Annotated in this window: 11 protein-coding genes; 9 read left to right on the top strand and 2 right to left on the bottom strand. The window is 43.8% G+C overall.

The window, feature by feature from the left end:
* Positions 1 to 17 precede the first annotated feature (17 nt).
* The 9 genes from MHB69_RS19155 (at position 18) to MHB69_RS19195 (ending at position 15,074) form a co-directional block, all read left to right on the top strand.
* Positions 18 to 1,637, top strand: coding sequence for a (2,3-dihydroxybenzoyl)adenylate synthase (locus MHB69_RS19155; RefSeq protein WP_342495871.1), 1,620 nt, complete (start codon positions 18 to 20; stop codon positions 1,635 to 1,637).
* Positions 1,638 to 1,655: 18 nt separating this feature from the next.
* On the top strand, positions 1,656 to 2,564 hold the full coding sequence (locus MHB69_RS19160; protein ID WP_342495872.1) for an isochorismatase family protein: 909 nt from the start codon (positions 1,656 to 1,658) through the stop codon (positions 2,562 to 2,564).
* Between the two features lie 15 nt (positions 2,565 to 2,579).
* Positions 2,580 to 9,728, top strand: a complete 7,149-nt coding sequence (locus MHB69_RS19165; RefSeq protein ID WP_342495873.1) for an amino acid adenylation domain-containing protein — start codon at positions 2,580 to 2,582, stop codon at positions 9,726 to 9,728.
* 20 nt (positions 9,729 to 9,748) lie between these two features.
* Positions 9,749 to 9,976 carry an MbtH family protein gene (locus MHB69_RS19170; RefSeq protein WP_025093680.1) on the top strand — a complete coding sequence of 76 codons (228 nt, stop codon included), beginning with the start codon at positions 9,749 to 9,751 and terminating at the stop codon, positions 9,974 to 9,976.
* A gap of 123 nt (positions 9,977 to 10,099) precedes the next feature.
* Positions 10,100 to 11,725 (top strand): helix-turn-helix domain-containing protein, encoded by a 1,626-nt coding sequence (locus MHB69_RS19175; protein WP_176967093.1) that lies wholly within the window; start codon positions 10,100 to 10,102, stop codon positions 11,723 to 11,725.
* Between the two features lie 98 nt (positions 11,726 to 11,823).
* Complete coding sequence (locus tag MHB69_RS19180; RefSeq protein WP_061110347.1) at positions 11,824 to 12,789, top strand: iron-hydroxamate ABC transporter substrate-binding protein; 966 nt, start codon at positions 11,824 to 11,826, stop codon at positions 12,787 to 12,789.
* Positions 12,790 to 12,883: 94 nt separating this feature from the next.
* Positions 12,884 to 13,618, top strand: coding sequence for an alpha/beta hydrolase-fold protein (locus tag MHB69_RS19185; protein WP_061110348.1), 735 nt, complete (start codon positions 12,884 to 12,886; stop codon positions 13,616 to 13,618).
* Positions 13,619 to 13,690: 72 nt separating this feature from the next.
* Positions 13,691 to 13,837, top strand: a complete 147-nt coding sequence (locus MHB69_RS19190) for a YycC family protein (protein ID WP_064498621.1) — start codon at positions 13,691 to 13,693, stop codon at positions 13,835 to 13,837.
* Positions 13,838 to 13,859: 22 nt separating this feature from the next.
* Positions 13,860 to 15,074 (top strand): MFS transporter, encoded by a 1,215-nt coding sequence (locus MHB69_RS19195; protein WP_034283619.1) that lies wholly within the window; start codon positions 13,860 to 13,862, stop codon positions 15,072 to 15,074.
* Positions 15,075 to 15,114: 40 nt separating this feature from the next.
* Here MHB69_RS19195 and rplI read toward each other — a convergent pair whose 3' ends face one another.
* The gene (rplI, locus tag MHB69_RS19200; RefSeq protein ID WP_008359128.1) at positions 15,115 to 15,564 is read right to left on the bottom strand and encodes a 50S ribosomal protein L9; all 450 of its coding nucleotides are present in this window, start codon (positions 15,562 to 15,564) and stop codon (positions 15,115 to 15,117) included.
* The gene (locus MHB69_RS19205) at positions 15,561 to 17,540 is read right to left on the bottom strand and encodes a DHH family phosphoesterase (RefSeq protein ID WP_046312571.1); all 1,980 of its coding nucleotides are present in this window, start codon (positions 17,538 to 17,540) and stop codon (positions 15,561 to 15,563) included. The genes rplI and MHB69_RS19205 overlap by 4 nt, the downstream gene beginning before the upstream one ends.
* Between the last annotated feature and the right edge of the window lie 9 nt (positions 17,541 to 17,549).

The following is a 17,549-nucleotide window of genomic DNA, read 5'->3' on the forward strand; positions in this document are numbered from 1 at the left end:
TAGGAGATGACAAAAACATGTTTGTTCAACCACCTACATGGCCAGAAGAATTTGCAAAACGCTACCGTGAAAACGGCTGTTGGCGTGGGGAAACCTTTGGCGGTATGCTTCGTGAACGCGCCGCATCGTTAGGAAATAAAACAGCCATTACATACGCTGATACGCACATAAGCTACCAAGAACTTGATCAGCGCGTCAGCAGTCTTGCTGCCGGTTTTCATCAGCTTGGAATTCAGAAAGGAAGTCGAGTTGTCGTGCAGCTTCCTAACATTCCTGCTTTTTTTGAAGTCATTTTCGCTTTATTTCGAATCGGTGCTTTACCCGTCTTCTCTCTGCCATCTCATAGAAGCAGTGAAATCACTTATTTTATTGAGTTTGCCGAAGCAGACGCATATGTCATACCAGATATCGATAGCGGCTTTGATTATCGATCACTCGCACGTCAAGTGAAAGAAAAGCTTCCCTCATTACCTCATGTCATTGTTGCAGGGGAAGCTGAGGAATTCCTTGGCTTGGATGATCTGCGCAAGGACCCAGCACTCGATCCTCAAATTCATGTAGAGGCAAGCGATATTGCGTTTCTTCAGTTATCTGGAGGCAGCACAGGCCTTTCAAAGCTTATTCCTCGCACGCATGATGACTATATTTATAGTCTTTGGAAAAGCAATGAGGTGTGCGAGCTCACACAAGAAAGTGTGTATCTAGCTGCACTTCCAGTTGCGCACAACTATCCATTAAGCTCGCCTGGCGTCCTTGGGACGTTATACGCAGGCGGAAGAGTCGTTCTTGCACCTGGATCAAGCCCTGATGTCGTCTTTCCACTCATTGAAAAAGAACGGGCGACCATTACCGCTGTCGTTCCACCAATTGCATTGATTTGGCTAGAGGCCGCTCCTCATCGGTCAGATGACATATCGAGTCTTGAAGTCTTACAAGTCGGTGGTGCTAAATTCAGTGCTGAGGCAGCACAACGAGTGATGCCTACACTTGGATGTAAGTTACAGCAAGTTTTTGGCATGGCAGAAGGTCTGGTCAACTATACCAGATTAGATGATCCTGAACATGTCATTATTCATACACAAGGACGCCCAATGTCTGAATATGATGAGGTACTAGTGGTAGATGATGAGGACAAGCCCGTCCCGCATGAAGTGGCTGGACATCTTTTAACAAGAGGACCTTATACGATTCGCGGCTACTATAAAGCCGATGAACAAAACAAAAAAGCATTTACACCCGATGGCTTTTACAGAACAGGTGACATCGTGCGATTAACCAAAGAAGGAAATGTTGTTGTAGAAGGCAGAGACAAGGATCAAATCAATCGTGGCGGCGAAAAAGTTGCCGCTGAAGAAGTTGAAAACCATTTACTTGCGCATCCTGACATTCATGATGCCGCCATGGTGTCTATGCCAGATCCATTTCTTGGCGAACGCTCATGTGCCTTTGTTATCGCGAAAGGAAACAACAAACCAGCACCGCACATCTTAAAATCATTTCTAAGAGAACGCGGGCTCGCAGCCTTTAAAATTCCCGACCGCATTGAATGGATCGATGCGTTCCCACAAACAGGTGTAGGCAAAGTCAGTAAAAAAGCATTAAGAGAATTAGCTGCAACCCATACTGCCAACGTATAAAAAAGAGGAGTGAAAACCATGGCAATCCCTACTATTCCTGCATATCCAATGCCAAGCACACAAGATTTACCCGAAAATAAAGTGAACTGGATACCAGATCCGAAACGTGCTGTTCTGCTGATACATGACATGCAACAATATTTTTTAAATGCATTTCAACAAGATACATCACCGATCACAGAGTTAGTGCAGCATATTCAACAATTACGTGATACATGCAATGAACTTGGAATCCCCGTCGTCTATACAGCGCAACCTGGTGACCAAGACCCGAAGGATCGTGCCTTATTAACAGATTTTTGGGGACCTGGACTTGGTGATGATGAAGCATTGACAAAAATCATTGATCAGCTTGCTCCATCTGAGGCAGATACAATGCTGACAAAATGGCGTTATAGCGCATTCAAAAAATCTAATTTTTTGGATATTCTTCAAGAAGACGGGCGTGATCAACTGATCATTACTGGCGTATATGCACATATTGGCTGTATGCTGACAGCCGCAGAAGCATTCATGCTCGATATTGAAACCTTTTTTGTCGCCGATGCCGTCGCTGACTTTTCACTGAAACATCACAAAATGGCCATGACCTATGCAGCTGAACGCTGTGCAGTCACCACAACGACAAACCAAATCATCAGTCGTTTAACAGGACAAGAAGCAAACAGTGATGATTTATCCTTTGAGGCCATCGTTCACCAAGTAGCTGAGTATCTCCAAATCGAGCCAAATGAAATACCACTTGATGAGAATCTCGTCTACCTTGGGCTTGATTCTATTAGAATGATGAGCCTAGCGGAAAAGTGGAGGCAGCAAGGAGCGACAGTCAATTTCGTTGAGCTTGCAGCAAATCCAACGCTCGCTCATTGGCGGACTCTTCTTTTCCCAGAAAAGCAGCCATCTATCCCAAATATCGATTACTTGTAAAGGAGGAATAGACCCTTGTCGATCCAGTCAGTCGATTCATTCCCGCTAACCGGTGCCCAATCAGGCATTTGGTACGCGCAGCAGCTTGATCCAGCTAATCCTATTTTCAATACAGCTGAGTATATAGAGATTAAAGGTCCTATTGATCCCATACATTTTGAAGCCGCCATTAGAAAGACTGTCTTAGAAGCAGATTCCTTGTATATGCGCTTCATTGATGATACTGACGGTCCAAAGCAATGGATGACATCTAAGAAAGAGATTCCATTTCAATATGTTAATTTACAAAATGAAAAACAGCCTCTTGATGCGGCTAAAGCATGGATGAAGGAAGATCTTTCAACGCCAGTCTCTTTAGAGAAAGATGTATTATTCCGTGAAGTACTTTTTCAACTTGCTGACGACCGATTTATTTGGTATCAGCGCATTCATCACATTGCCATTGATGGATTCGCCTTTTCGCTCATTGCGCGTCGTGTTGCTGAGGTCTATTCAGCCCTATCGAAAGGGACACCAATGCCCCCTCAAACATTTGGATCCTTACATGACGTAGTCCAAGAGGAGCTCACCTATCAACAGTCTAATCGATATGAAGATGATCAAGCGTTTTGGAAAAATCGCTTTGCTGATCAACCGGAAATTGTCAGCCTTGCTGAGCTTGCCCCAAGAACGTCGGATCATTTTATCCGAAAAACGGCTGGCTACGATGCCGAAAAGGTAAGCAAAATGAAAAAAAATGCTCAAGCCTTCGGTGGTACGTGGCATGAAATGATCCTTGCTGCATCCGCTTTATATATGCATCGTATGACTGGTGCACATGATATTGTTTTAGGGCTTCCTGTGATGATGCGCCTTGGATCGTGCGCCTTACAAACACCCGGAATGGTCATGAACCTGGTACCGCTTCGTTTAACATGCAAACCAGAAATGACGCTATCAGCACTTGTTCGCCAAGTATCTGAGGAACTAAAAGCCATTCGCCCTCATCAAAGATATCGTCACGAGGACATGCGGAGAGACTTTAAACTCATCGGAAGAAATCAGCGATTATTTGGCCCACAGATCAATATCATGCCATTTGATTATGATCTCATGTTCGATCAGAGCATGGGTCAAGCACATAACCTCTCAGCAGGACCCGTGGATGATATATCGATCAACATATACGACCGCGCGGATGGGAACGGATTTCAAATCGACTTTGATGCAAACCCTGCCGTTTACAAAGAGCAAACAGTTGACGCTCATCAGCAGCGTTTTCTTCAATTGCTGGAGGAAATAACCGGACTAGAGCAAGATCAAACGATCAGTCAATTCAACCTTCTTTTGTCTGAAGAGAAAGAGAACATCCTCAAGCACTGGAATGATACAAAACGAGAATTACCAAAGGAATCTTTACGAGAACTATTTGAAAAACAGGTGAGCAAAACACCACAAGCAAAAGCATTACAGTTTGAAGGAATTACTTTGACCTATGAGGAGTTGAATCAGCGGGCTAATCAATTAGCTCATTATTTGAAAAAACATGACATTGGACCAGAACAATTTGTCGCAATTGCTCTGCCTCGGTCCATCAATATGGTCGTAAGTCTATTAGCCGTCGTCAAAACGGGAGCCGCATATCTGCCACTAGACCCTGATTATCCTAACGATCGTGTCGCCTATATGCTAGAAGATGCCAAACCAGCGTGCTTGCTCACAGTCAAAGAGACAGCAGACGGTTTGGACCATCCGCACATCGTTCAGCTGGATGATTCAACTGTTCATCAGGAGATAGCAGACAGTCCGCACATCAATCCGGCTTGGAGCGAGGGCTCTCCACATCACCCAGCTTACATCCTCTACACGTCAGGATCGACAGGCAAACCAAAGGGTGTTGTTGTAACAAAACGAAATGTGATCAACTTTATATTGTCCATGCAAGATTCATTTTTATTAGATCAAAAAGACCAGCTTTTAGCGGTAACAACCATTGGCTTTGATATTTCTGGGCTGGAAATGTTCCTACCGCTTTTACATGGGGCTGCTATTTTATTGGCAAAAAAAGAAACCATACAAGAACCAGCAAAGCTTTCAGACATGATTCGTTCTCATCATGTCACAATCATGCAGGCAACACCAACGTTGTGGCATGCGTTGGCAGATGAATACCCTGATGTGATCACAGGTATGCGTGTTCTTGTTGGAGGTGAAGCACTCCCTGCCTCCCTTTTGCACACATTGCAATCTCTTCAATGTGACATTACTAATTTGTACGGACCTACAGAAACGACGATCTGGTCTACGATGGAAAATGTCACAGCACATCGAGAAAATAGTGGACCGGCAATTGGTAAACCCATTTGGAATACGAGCATTTACATTTTAGATGAAGGACTAAACCCAGTCCCAGCAGGATCAATCGGTGAGCTTTATATTGCAGGTGAAGGAGTATCCAGAGGATATCTTGGACGATATGATTTAACGGCTGAACGCTTTGTCGCTGATCCATTCGGCACAAAAGGCACGAGAATGTATCGCACTGGTGATTTAGCCAGATGGCGTGAAGATGGTTCAATTGATTATATCAGCCGTGCCGATCATCAAATTAAAATCCGCGGCTTCCGTATTGAACTAGGTGAAATTGAAACAGTGATGATGCAGCATCAAGCCATAAAGCATACATCTGTTATCGTTCGTGAGGATCAACCTGGGCAGCAGCTGCTTTGTGCGTATGTTGTGCTGACAGACGGGTCTTCTCTGCACCCTTCAGAGCTCAGGCAGTTTGCGGCTGCATTACTTCCTGACTACATGGTGCCCTCTGCTGTTGTCGTTTTGCCAGAACTTCCACTTACACCAAACGGCAAAATCGACCGCAAAGCATTACCAGCACCAAATATGTCTTTAGTTAGTTCTGAGCGTACACCTAGAACACCACAAGAAGACATGTTATGTAGTTTATTTGCAGAAACCCTTGGCCTATCTCAAATTGGCATAGATGATAGTTTCTTTGACTTAGGAGGACATTCCTTACTCGCCGCTCGCCTGCTTAGACGTATACGCGATACACTTGGCGCAGACCTAAGCATGAGTACCATTTTTGAATCGCCTCGGGTTGCTGAGCTTGCGCAGCACATTGACAAAACGAAGGACATTCGGCCGCCGCTTCAGGTTGAAGACAAACCAGATGAGATTCCGTTATCCTTTGCCCAAAAACGGCTCTGGTTCCTTCATTGCCTTGAAGGGCCAAGTCCAACTTACAATATTCCACTTGTCATTCAGCTGACAGGTACACTAGATCAAACAGCTCTCATTGGTGCACTGGCAGATATCACTGAAAAACACGAAACCCTTAGAACCATTTTTCCAGATAAGAACGGCATGCCAAGACAGGTCATTTTACACCCGAAAAGTGTTCAGCCTGAACTCCATGTCACAGCTTCAAGCGATCAACAAATTGAGAATCAGTTAAACGAAGCCATTCGCTATAGCTTTCAGATTGAAGAAGAATCTGCACTTCGAGCTGAATTATTCACGCTTGATGCAAAGCGTTCCGTACTGCTTCTATTGCTGCATCACATCGCTGGTGACGGCTGGTCACTTGCACCATTGACACGAGACTTAGCTGCTGCTTACGAAGCCCGTATACAAGGAAAATCCATCTCCTTGCCAGCAGAACCTGTTCAATATGCTGACTATGCTATTTGGCAGCAGAAGCTGTTGGGCAGTGAAGAAAAGGCGGATAGTCTATTTGCCAAGCAGCTCAGCTATTGGAAAGGTGCCTTACATGACCTGCCTGAAGAACTTGAACTGCCTTATGACTTCCCGCGTCCACAGGAAATAAGCTTCAACGGTGCGACGATAGACTTTACGATTGAACCCGCTTTACATCAGAACCTCCTTGAGCTTGCAAAGCAGCATCAAGTGAGTTTGTTCATGGTGCTTCAAGCATCACTTGCAGCATTACTGACACGCCTTGGGGCCGGTACAGATATCCCAATCGGCAGTCCAATTGCTGGACGGAATGACGATGCTCTTGACGATATTGTGGGATTATTTGTGAACACACTAGTATTACGCACAAATACAGCTGGTAATCCAACCTTTAGTGAGCTTTTGAAGCGAGTGAGAGACGTTGACTTAGCAGCCTATGAGCATCAGGATCTGCCATTTGAAAGACTAGTCGAAATTCTAAATCCAACCAGGTCCAGATCACGAAATCCATTGTTCCAGGTCATGCTAGCCTTCCAAAATACACCGAAGGCGGAAATGAAGCTGACACAACTTGACTCAGATCTTTACGTGAAACCAGTAGGGTCAGCTAAATTTGATCTGACCATCGAATTGGCAGAACAAAGAACGGAAACTGGGTCAGCAGCGGGATTAACAGGATTGTTTGAATTCAGCACAGATGTATTTAAACAAAGCACCATTCGAGCAATCGCTGACAGAATGAAGCGCTTTTTAACAGAGATAGCTGAGCGCCCGCATCTGCCGATTGGTCAAGTGAACATTTTATCAGATAAAGAGCGGCAAACATTTCTCCCTGACAAAAAGACAATTGCTCAGTTAGACCAAGCACATAGTCTCCCGGCCTTATTTGAAAAAACGGCGCAGCAATACCCTGATCGAGTGGCTGTAACGTATGGCAATAGGCAGCTGACCTATGGTGAGTTAAACAACAAAGCCAATCGTCTTGCTCATTTATTAATAGAAAAAGGCGTTGGACCAGAACAGTTCGTTGCACTTGCCCTGCCTAGATCAATTGATATGCTCGTAAGCTTATTAGCCGTTCATAAAGCAGGCGCAGCCTATGTTCCGCTTGATCCTGATTATCCAGCAGACAGGCTGGCATACATGATACAAGATGCCAAACCCGTTTGCAGCATCACAACAAAAGCAGATGCAATGCACCTCCCTGCTGATTGCGATTTGATTTTGTTAGACGAAAAAGAAACGAGCGATCAATTGCTGACTACGCCAAATCACAATCCGGCTGATATAGACAGAATTGAACCGCTATCTTCTCTGCATCCGGCCTATATTATTTATACATCCGGTTCTACAGGGAAACCAAAAGGAGTGGTCATCCCACACCAAAATGTCATCCGTCTTCTGACATCTACTGAACATTGGTTCCAATTTGATGAAGAAGATGTTTGGACAATGTTCCATTCATATGCCTTTGATTTTTCAGTATGGGAAATATGGGGACCACTTTTATATGGCGGCCGGCTTGTCATTGTACCTCATACCATCTCTCGCTCCCCAGAAGAGATGCTGCAGCTTCTAGTTGAGGAAGGCGTGACTGTACTTAATCAAACACCTTCTGCCTTCTATCAGCTCATGCAGATAGACAAGGAACAACAAACACTAGGCCAAGCATTATCACTCCGCTATGTCATCTTTGGCGGTGAAGCATTAGAGCTTAGCAGATTAGAAGATTGGTACAGCCGTCACTCAGACTGTAAGCCAAAGCTCATTAACATGTACGGCATCACAGAAACCACCGTACACGTTACGTACAATGAACTCAATCGAGATATGATCACAAAGAACTCCAGCAGTTTAATAGGCGAACCGATTCCTGATTTACACGTGTACGTACTAGATGAATACTTGCAGCCTGTTCCCCCTGGAACGACAGGTGAAATGTATGTAGCTGGAGCTGGCCTTGCAAGAGGTTATCTAGGCAGACCTGACCTGACATCAGATCGATTCCCTGCCGATCCATATGGGGCACCTGGCACAAGGATGTATCGTACAGGCGACCTTGCGCGCTGGACAGAAGAAGGGGCTCTTGATTACATTGGCAGAGCTGATCATCAAATTAAAATACGCGGATTTCGCATTGAACTTGGAGAAATTGAAGCCGTTCTGGCACGCCACGATGCAGTTGCACAAGTTGCCGTCATGATGCGAGAGGATCAGCCTGGCGACAAACGCCTAGTCGCCTATATCGTCCCAACTGAAGAAAACCGTTTCGATACAGAGACCCTTCGTCATTTTGCAGCAGCCAGTCTTCCTGATTACATGGTGCCCGCGGCATATGTACAGATTGACGCCATGCCGCTTACAGCAAACGGGAAGCTTGATCAAAAATCACTGCCAGCACCTCAATTGCATATGCAGCAAGCAGATGGCCGCGGCCCTAGAAATCCGAAAGAGGAAATCCTATGTCATCTCTTTGAAGAGGTGCTTGATTTGCCTAAAATCAGCATAGACGATCGCTTTTTTGACATTGGCGGACACTCACTGCTTGCAGTTCGTTTAATCAGCCGCATTCGTGATGCACTTGGTGTCAAACTAAGCATTGGAACATTGTTTGAAGCACCAAATGTGGCAAGTTTGGCAGAGAAACTAGAAACAGGAAGCGATGAAAACGCACTAGAAATCCTGCTGCCGCTGCGAACAAATGGAGAAAGATATCCACTCTTCTGTGTTCATCCAGCAGGTGGTCTTAGCTGGTGCTATGCAGGTCTCTTGAATACATTAGAAAAAGACATCCCTATTTATGGATTACAGGCTCGAGGAATCGCAAGAAAAGATGACTACCCGCACACACTAGATGATATGGCTGCGGATTACATCAAGCACATCCAAACGATTCAGCCAAAAGGCCCTTATCATCTTCTTGGCTGGTCACTAGGCGGAAACGTTGTTCAGGCAATGGCTACACAGCTCCAGCAGAAAGGTGAAGAAATCGCACTCGTTGCGATGCTGGATGCCTATCCGAACCATTTCTTACCGATTAAAGCAGCACCTGATGAAGAAGAAGCACTAATCGCTCTTCTTGCGCTCGGCGGTTATGATCCAGATACCTTAACAGGTGAACCGCTCACAATGAAAAGTGCCATCGACATCTTGAAAAAAGATGGCAGTGCACTAGCTAGCTTAAATGAAGATGCCATTAGAAATCTAAAAGAAACCTATGTGAATTCAGTTCGATTGCTCGGAGAATATCAGCCAAAAACTTATCAGGGGGACATATTATTCTTTAGATCTACCATTATCCCAGATTGGTTTACACCAATTGATCCCGAAGCATGGGCACCTTATATCAACGGAACAATCGAACAGCACGACATTCATTGCCGGCACAAAGACATGTGCCAGCCTAAACCCCTAGCAGAAATTGGTGTCATCTTAGACAACGCACTGCATCGGGTCAAACAAAAGCACTAAGAATAAAGGAGAGATGACAAATGACAAATCCCTTTGATCGTGAAGACGGTGTATTTCTTGTGCTGGTCAATGAACAAGGACAGCATTCACTTTGGCCATCATTTGCACCAGTGCCAGATGGATGGGAAAAGGTCTTTGGTGAAGACACTAGAAATGCCTGCATCGATTATATCCAGACACACTGGCAGGACTTGCGGCCATTAAGCTTAACAAAAGAACCTGCGCTAGCACATGGAAAAACGGAATAAATCACCGCACCCTGATCTCCATCAGGGTGCTTTTTTGACAGAATAAACATCACCATCTTTCAGCTCTTTCTGCTACAATTTAATTGAGAATGTTTATCAATCAATAAGAGATCAGGTGGTTTTATGGGAAACAACAATCAATTACGTACATTGGCAAATGCCGAACAATTCATCTACCGATTAACATATACTGAAAAAATAAATAATGCAGAGCTTCCACATACAGAGCAGCAGCTATCAGATACATTCTGCCTCCTCTTCAGCATAAGCGGCAGCGGTCTACTCACATTGAACGATCAAAAATGGCGATTGAAACATCTGACACTCTATACAATCATGCCTGGGGAAACATTTATGTTAAAAACAGAGCCTTATCAAAAACACGAGCTCTATCTGTTTCGCTTTCAGCTCTACACGCTGCAAAATCAAAACATAGGAGAAGTATCAACGGAACATGCCCGTTCTTTACTGAATAAATGGCAATTTATCGATATTAGCTCGATTGAACATATTCATTCTTTATTGTCCGATATGACAGAGGAATGGCAAAGACCTGAATCCATTAGCTTTTTTAGAAGCCAAACTCTTTTTCAGCAGCTCATTATGCAGCTTTTCACACTGCATAAAGAAGATATTTGTGACACGGCACATGCCCTTTTCAAAACAAAACAATATATCGATCAACATTCCGAAGAACCCCTCAGCCTGACAAGTCTATCTCATATGGCTGGCATCAGCGCCAATCATTACAGTGAGCTATTTAAAAAGCATTTTGATGTGAGTGTCACTGATTATATCACCAAAAAAAGGATGGCTAGAGCCAAACAATTAATGGCAAAAGGCAACGCAAAGCTCAAAGACATTGCACTGGAAATCGGCTATCAAGATCCGTATTACTTCAGCCGCATCTTTAAGAAAAAAACGGGCATGACCCCTTCTACTTATATGAAAAGCCGTCAGCGGAAAATTGCAGCCTATGGCCATTCCATACTCGGCCAGCTCACACCCATTCATATCATCCCATATGCTGCCCCTCTTCACCCTAAGTGGACAGCACATGATTTTGAGCATCATGCAGAAGAAATTCCGATTCACCTGAGTGCACATCGGATCAATGAGCACGCTGAAGCCAATTTACAGCTATTAAAAGAAACAAAACCTGAGCTGATCATTGCCAATGATCATGTGACAGAGGAAGAAAAACAAGTGTTAAAAACCATCTGTCCTGTTCACTTTGTTCCATTCACACAATTAGATTGGCGCACTCAATTCAAACAAACAGCTACGTTCCTAAACGAAGCGAACGAAGCAGAAGAATGGCTGATTCATTACGAGGAACTCGTCAATCAAGCGAAAAAGGCATGCCTTTTTGATCATCCACCAAAAACCGTCCTGCCTCTTCGTATCTTTCAAGATCAGCTTTATTTGTCTGTGAATCGCACCATGTCAGAAGTAATTTTTCAAGACATTGGCCTTCTGCCAGCTTTTCAGAATGACGGTCAGCTAATAGAAAAGAAAATCAGCATTCGCTCTATACAACAGCTAGATCCAGACGCCATCTTCCTCTTCCTGCATAAGGAGCCAAAAACGATTGCTTTTTATCAAAAGTTAAAGCAACAGGAGTCTTGGCAAAATCTCAAGGCTGTGACGCAGCAAGCCGTCTATCCGCTCACTTCTGACCCTTGGCGTGAATACACAGCAGCCAGTCATCAACGGGTCATTCAGGACCTTTTATCTTTTTTTCCGTAAAAAGTCCATCATTTGACAGATCATTGTCTATGGATAAAAGGACAAAAGACTACTACAATCTTTAATTGAGAACAATTATCAGTTAAAGGAGAAAACAAATGAAAAAATGGTTCGCATTGCTTATCCTTTGTATCATGACGATCACCGCAGCAGCCTGTGGTGCTGCAGAAAATAAACCTGCTTCAAACACGACCAAAAGCAAGTCAGCTGAAACAGCAGAAACAAATATCAACTACTTAGATCAAACGTACAAACTCAAAACACCAGTGAAACGAATTGTCATTGCTGGAAGCCTTGAATCAATGGAAGATGCAAAATTACTTGGTATCGAGCCTATTGGTGCTTCTACTGTAGGCGGCACATTCCCTGAATTATTTAAAGACATTACAGCGAAAACAGAAGGTATCGGTGAAAAAACAGAACCGAACCTGGAAAAAATCCTAAAACTAAAACCAGATGTGATACTCGGATCAACCAAGTTCCCGCCTGCAACAATTAAAAAATTGGATAAAGTCCAAACGACGATCCCAGTATCCCATGTCTCTTCTGACTGGGAAAGCAATCTATTATTACTCGGTGAACTGACTGGAAAAAGTAAAGAAGCGAAAAACATCATCTCTGATTATCAGAAAGATCTCAAACAAGCGAAAGAAACCCTGAAAGATAAAAGCAGCAACAAAACAGCTGTCATTTTGCGCATTAGACAGGGCGACTTGTACGTGTACCCTGAAGACGTATACTTCAACTCTACCTTATATGGGGATTTAGGATTTAAAGTACCAAGTGATATCAAAAAAGCCAAAGCACAGGCATTGATTTCATTGGAGCGCCTAGGAGAACTCAATCCTGACTATATTTTTGTTCAGTTCTCTAAAGAAGAAAACTCATCGAATCCAAATGCATTGAAAGACTTAGAGAAAAATAAAATTTGGACAAGCCTAAAAGCTGTGAAAAATGGGCACATCAATGAAAATGCCGTTGACCCTATGCTTCAAGGAGGAACTGCACTAAGCAAAACAACCTTCCTTGACAAGGCTGTCAAATGGTTAGATCAAAACAACTAAAAAGATGCGTGATCAGATGGTTGACAAAGGGCTAAAATGTTTAGCCCTTTGTCTTCTTTTCAACGCAGTTGAAAACCGTTAGGAGAGGATACACATGAACGGAACGTTTCTATATGACGAGCTTAACGGGCGTCAGCTTGATATTTACCTTCCGCAGGACACCTCTATTGATGTTCCAGCTGTCTTTGTACAAGATGGCTCTTCTTTGTTTAGAACACACCTGCTAGAGATCGAAAGAATGATCGAAGCCAAAATCATCTCGCCAATCATCATCGTCGGCATACACCCCTTCAATCGACTTGACGAATATACACCATGGAAGGCGTCACCACTGCGATCTGGGTTCCCTGACTTTAAAGGCGAGGCACAGACGTATGTGTCATTTTTAGCGAATGACTTGCTCCCATATATCAAAAGAGAATATCCAGTTCAAGAGACCTGTCATGAACATAGCCACGTAGGTGCTTCATTAGGCGGGCTGTTTGCTATTTATACTTTATTCATGCACCCTGATCTTTTTAAAAACATCGCATCGATCTCCGGGTCATTTTGGTATCAAGATTTTCTACCGTTTGCTAAACAACAAAGCATTCAGTGTGTGGATCACTTTATTTATTTGTCTGTAGGCAGTGAAGAAGGGAAAGGCAAAACATCTGCTCAACAGCACATGCCTTTATTCAACAAACAACTGCATGACCTTTTATTACAGAAAGGGATGCAAGAAAGGCAGCTGCAATATCACATCGAACAAGGGGAGGGCCATCATCTGAAACAATTTCAAAAAAATTTCTTATCGGCCCTAAAGTGGTTTTATCAAAGAGAACGCTAATTTTTTATCAGCATGGCACAAAGCCGATATGATATATTGGAACGTATAGATTGAAAGAGGAGGGATTTGCGCATGAGACCTTTACAAATCTCAGCCGATACCGCACAAAAGCTTGCTGCATCACTCAATGTACCGTTAGAACAAATCATGCATATGCCGCAGCATATCTTATTAGCTAAATTAGCGGAGCTTGAACAGAAGAAAGATCGTTCTTCTTAAAGAATTAAAGGAGTTTACATTCATGGAACAACAACTAGAAAAATCAACATTACATCCTCGCAGTACAGGACAAACCATCCTGCTGATTGCTGGGATTTTGCTTATTGCATTTAATCTTCGGCCTGCCATTACATCCGTTGGCCCTGTTATCGGCGCGATTCGTTCCGATTTACAGCTTTCAAATGGACTGGCGGGTTTTCTTACGACATTACCACTGCTCTCATTCGCATTGCTTTCTCCAATTGCACCTAAAATCGGAAAACGACTTGGCAATGAACGAACCCTCTGGCTTGGACTTGCCGTCCTTCTCTTTGGGATTGTGATTCGCTCGTTTGGCTCCATCACCTTCTTAATGATTGGAACAGCGCTGGTCGGCGTTGGAATTGCGATTTGTAATGTGCTCTTACCGGGGCTTGTGAAGCATAAATTTCCTGCACATGCAGGCTTGATGACAAGTGTATATACAACTTCAATGTCCGTCTTCGCTGCACTTGCATCAGGTGTCAGTGTTCCGCTCAGTCATACGATGCCTGGCGGCTGGAATACATCATTCCTTGTATGGGCTGGACTTGCCCTTCTCGCCATGATGGTTTGGGCGCCGCAGCTTCTTCATCAGAATACAGCGGCCGTCAAAAGTATTTCTCTTACAGAGCAGCCAATATGGCGTTCACGTGTTGCATGGCAGGTGACCTTTTTTATGGGGTTGCAGTCATTCCTTTTCTATAGCAGCATCGCATGGTTTCCTGATATCTTAACATCCCATGGAATGAACCTGTCGACAGCTGGCTGGATGCTGTCCATTATGCAGTTTGTTGGGCTGCCATCCACCTTCTTAACGCCCGTTTTTGCAGAAAAATTAAAAACGCAAAGACCGCTTGTCGCCGGCCTTGTCCTTGTGTATTTACTCGGCATGATTGGACTTCTCCTCGGAGGATCGACGCCTATCCTTGTCATCTCTGTTCTATTGATCGGCATTGGACAAGGGGCCAGTATCAGTCTTGCCCTCACATTTATCGGTTTACGTACAACCAATATGGAACAAGCAGCTGCCCTCTCTGGAATGGCGCAGTCTCTCGGTTATTTATTAGCTGCTGTTGGGCCGTTCATGATTGGTATCCTTTTTGATTCCACACATACATGGACACCAGCGATTATCATCTTTATCATCATCCTATTTTTCATGTTTTTATCCGGTATGCGTGCTGGACGCAGTGTCTATATTTCAGATCCTTCATAAAAAAAGAACCCGCCTCCTCGTGAGACGGGTTCTTTTCTACTTATGCCTGCTCTGTCACATGTACCTTTAACGTTGCTTGTACCTCTGGATGAAGCTTCACCGGTACATTTGTGTAACCTAATGCACGGATGGCGTCATTCAGCTCGATTTTACGCTTATCGAGTTTAATTTGATGATCTTTTTGCAATTTATCAGCGATTTGTTTGCTTGTAATCGAGCCAAACAAACGGCCGCCTTCACCTGATTTTGCAGTGAGTTCCACTGTTAACGCCTCAAGTGTTTCTTTTAATTGTTTTGCTTGTTCAAGCTCTTGGATGGCATTCTTTTTCTCTTTGTTTTTCTGCCCTTCCAATGCGCTTAGGTTCGTTGGAGTTGCTTCAACAGCTAACCCTTGTTTGATGAGAAAGTTGTGCGCGTATCCGTCAGCTACATTCTTGACTTCGCCTTTTTTCCCTTTGCCTTTTACGTCTTTTAGAAAGATGACTTTCATCTTTGAACCCCTCCTTCGAAATATTCGTCTATGGCAGCCTTTAATTTCCCTACCGCTTCTTCAATGGTTATACCATAAATCTGGGTAGCAGCGTTAGTCAAATGACCGCCGCCGTCTAATGCTTCCATAATAATTTGAACGTTGATATCCCCTAATGATCTAGCACTAATACATACTGTGTCGTCATCTCGTCTAGCGACAGCAAATGACGCTTCTACCTCACTCATTGACAACAGGGAATCCGCTGTCTGGGCAATCGTAATTTGATCATAATACTCCGACCTGTCAGATGGCAATGAAGCAATGGCCACCTGATTTTGATACAGTTCTGTATGCTGAATGAGTTTTGCTCGTTTGATGTAATGATCGACGGTTTCTTTTAAGAACTTTTGCACAAGGACAGGATCTGCTCCCTTTGCACGAAGGTAGGATGCTGCATCGAACGTTCTTGACCCCGTTCTCAGGGAGAAACTCTTCGTATCAACGATGATCCCAGCCAGAAGCGCAGTCGCCTCAATCATGTTAATCCGTAATTTCTTCGGCTGATATTCTAAAAGCTCTGTCACAAGCTCTGCTGTAGATGAAGCATACGGCTCCATATAAACAAGTAAAGGATCACGGATAAATTCCTCGCCGCGTCTATGATGGTCAATGACCACGACATTTTCAATCTTATTCAGCAGCCGTTCTTCCATAACGAGAGACGGTTTATGTGTATCCACGACGACAAGCAATGTGTCATCCTTTGCAAGCTCCATTGCTTCCTCTGGGGTGATAAAACGTGACCAAAGCTCTTCATAATTTTTAATTTCACTAATTAAGCGTTGAACACTGTCTCCAATCTGATTGGCATCAATGACAATATAGCCTTCTTTTCCATTGGCCTGGGCAACCTTTAAAATCCCAATGGATGCACCGATCGAGTCCATGTCGGGGAACTTATGCCCCATGATCATGACATTACCGCTTTCAGATACAATTTCTTTTAAAGCATGAGAAATGACCCGTGCGCGTACGCGTGTCCGTTTCTCCATTGGATTCGTTTTTCCACCGTAGAATTTCACTTTTCCATTCGGCTGTTTAATGGCGACCTGATCCCCGCCTCGTCCGAGGGCAAGGTCAAGACTCGACTGCGCAAGAGCTCCAAGCTCTTTCAAGGAAGGAACGGACGCACCGATCCCGATACTTAGAGTAAGCGTCGCACTATGTGCCCCTGTTTTCTCACGGACCTCGTCTAAAATGGAGAATTTTGACGCTTCAAGCTCAGCTAAAATGCTCTCATTTAGAACCGCCATAAATCGTTCAGACGAAATTCTCTTCAGGAAAATACCGTATTCTTGTGCCCAATTGTTGAGCAAAGACGTCACTTCACTATTAATCGCGCTGCGAACTTGATCATCAAGGCCCTGCGTGACATCGTCGTAGTTGTCTAAAAAGATATAAGATAACACCGTTCGTTCATTTTCGTACTGTCGTTCAATCTGCACTTGTTCCGTGACATCAAAGAAATATAAAAGGCGCTCTGACCGTTTAATAATGACTTTGAATTTCCGGTCATTCAGCGTCACATTTTCGGTCTCGACCTCTTGTTTAATAAGAGGCACAATAGACTCGAATGTATCGTACAAGGATCTGCCGACAAGTGTGCTTTCATGAAAGCACGAAGCGAGAAACGGATTGGTCCATTCGATATAATACTGGTCATTAAACAGCATAATACCAATTGGCATCTCCATTAATGCTTCTTCTCCAACCTTTTTGACTCGATAGGATAATGTTGAAATATATGAATCAATCTCTTTCTGCACTTGCGTATCTGCCCACTTTAAGAAGTAGAGCACACCTGCAAGGACGATAAGACCAACTGCTCCTATGATCCAATTGAAATAAAGGTTGAGGAGGACTGTGACCACCGCAAGAACAATTAACGCGAAGATCGGATACTTGATGACAGGTTTTCTATAGAAGCTTGGCACTGATATCAA

This window comes from Bacillus sp. FSL K6-0994 (assembly GCF_038630815.1).
Taxonomy (GTDB): Bacteria; Bacillota; Bacilli; order Bacillales; family Bacillaceae; genus Bacillus; species Bacillus safensis.

Coding starts and splice junctions, on each gene's coding strand:
- MHB69_RS19155 (WP_342495871.1), top strand. CDS start 18: ATGTTTGTTCAACCACCTACATGGCCAGAAGAATTTGCAAAACGCTAC.
- MHB69_RS19160 (WP_342495872.1), top strand. CDS start 1,656: ATGGCAATCCCTACTATTCCTGCATATCCAATGCCAAGCACACAAGAT.
- MHB69_RS19170 (WP_025093680.1), top strand. CDS start 9,749: ATGACAAATCCCTTTGATCGTGAAGACGGTGTATTTCTTGTGCTGGTC.
- MHB69_RS19175 (WP_176967093.1), top strand. CDS start 10,100: ATGGGAAACAACAATCAATTACGTACATTGGCAAATGCCGAACAATTC.
- MHB69_RS19180 (WP_061110347.1), top strand. CDS start 11,824: ATGAAAAAATGGTTCGCATTGCTTATCCTTTGTATCATGACGATCACC.
- MHB69_RS19185 (WP_061110348.1), top strand. CDS start 12,884: ATGAACGGAACGTTTCTATATGACGAGCTTAACGGGCGTCAGCTTGAT.
- MHB69_RS19190 (WP_064498621.1), top strand. CDS start 13,691: ATGAGACCTTTACAAATCTCAGCCGATACCGCACAAAAGCTTGCTGCA.
- MHB69_RS19195 (WP_034283619.1), top strand. CDS start 13,860: ATGGAACAACAACTAGAAAAATCAACATTACATCCTCGCAGTACAGGA.
- rplI (WP_008359128.1), bottom strand. CDS start 15,564: ATGAAAGTCATCTTTCTAAAAGACGTAAAAGGCAAAGGGAAAAAAGGC.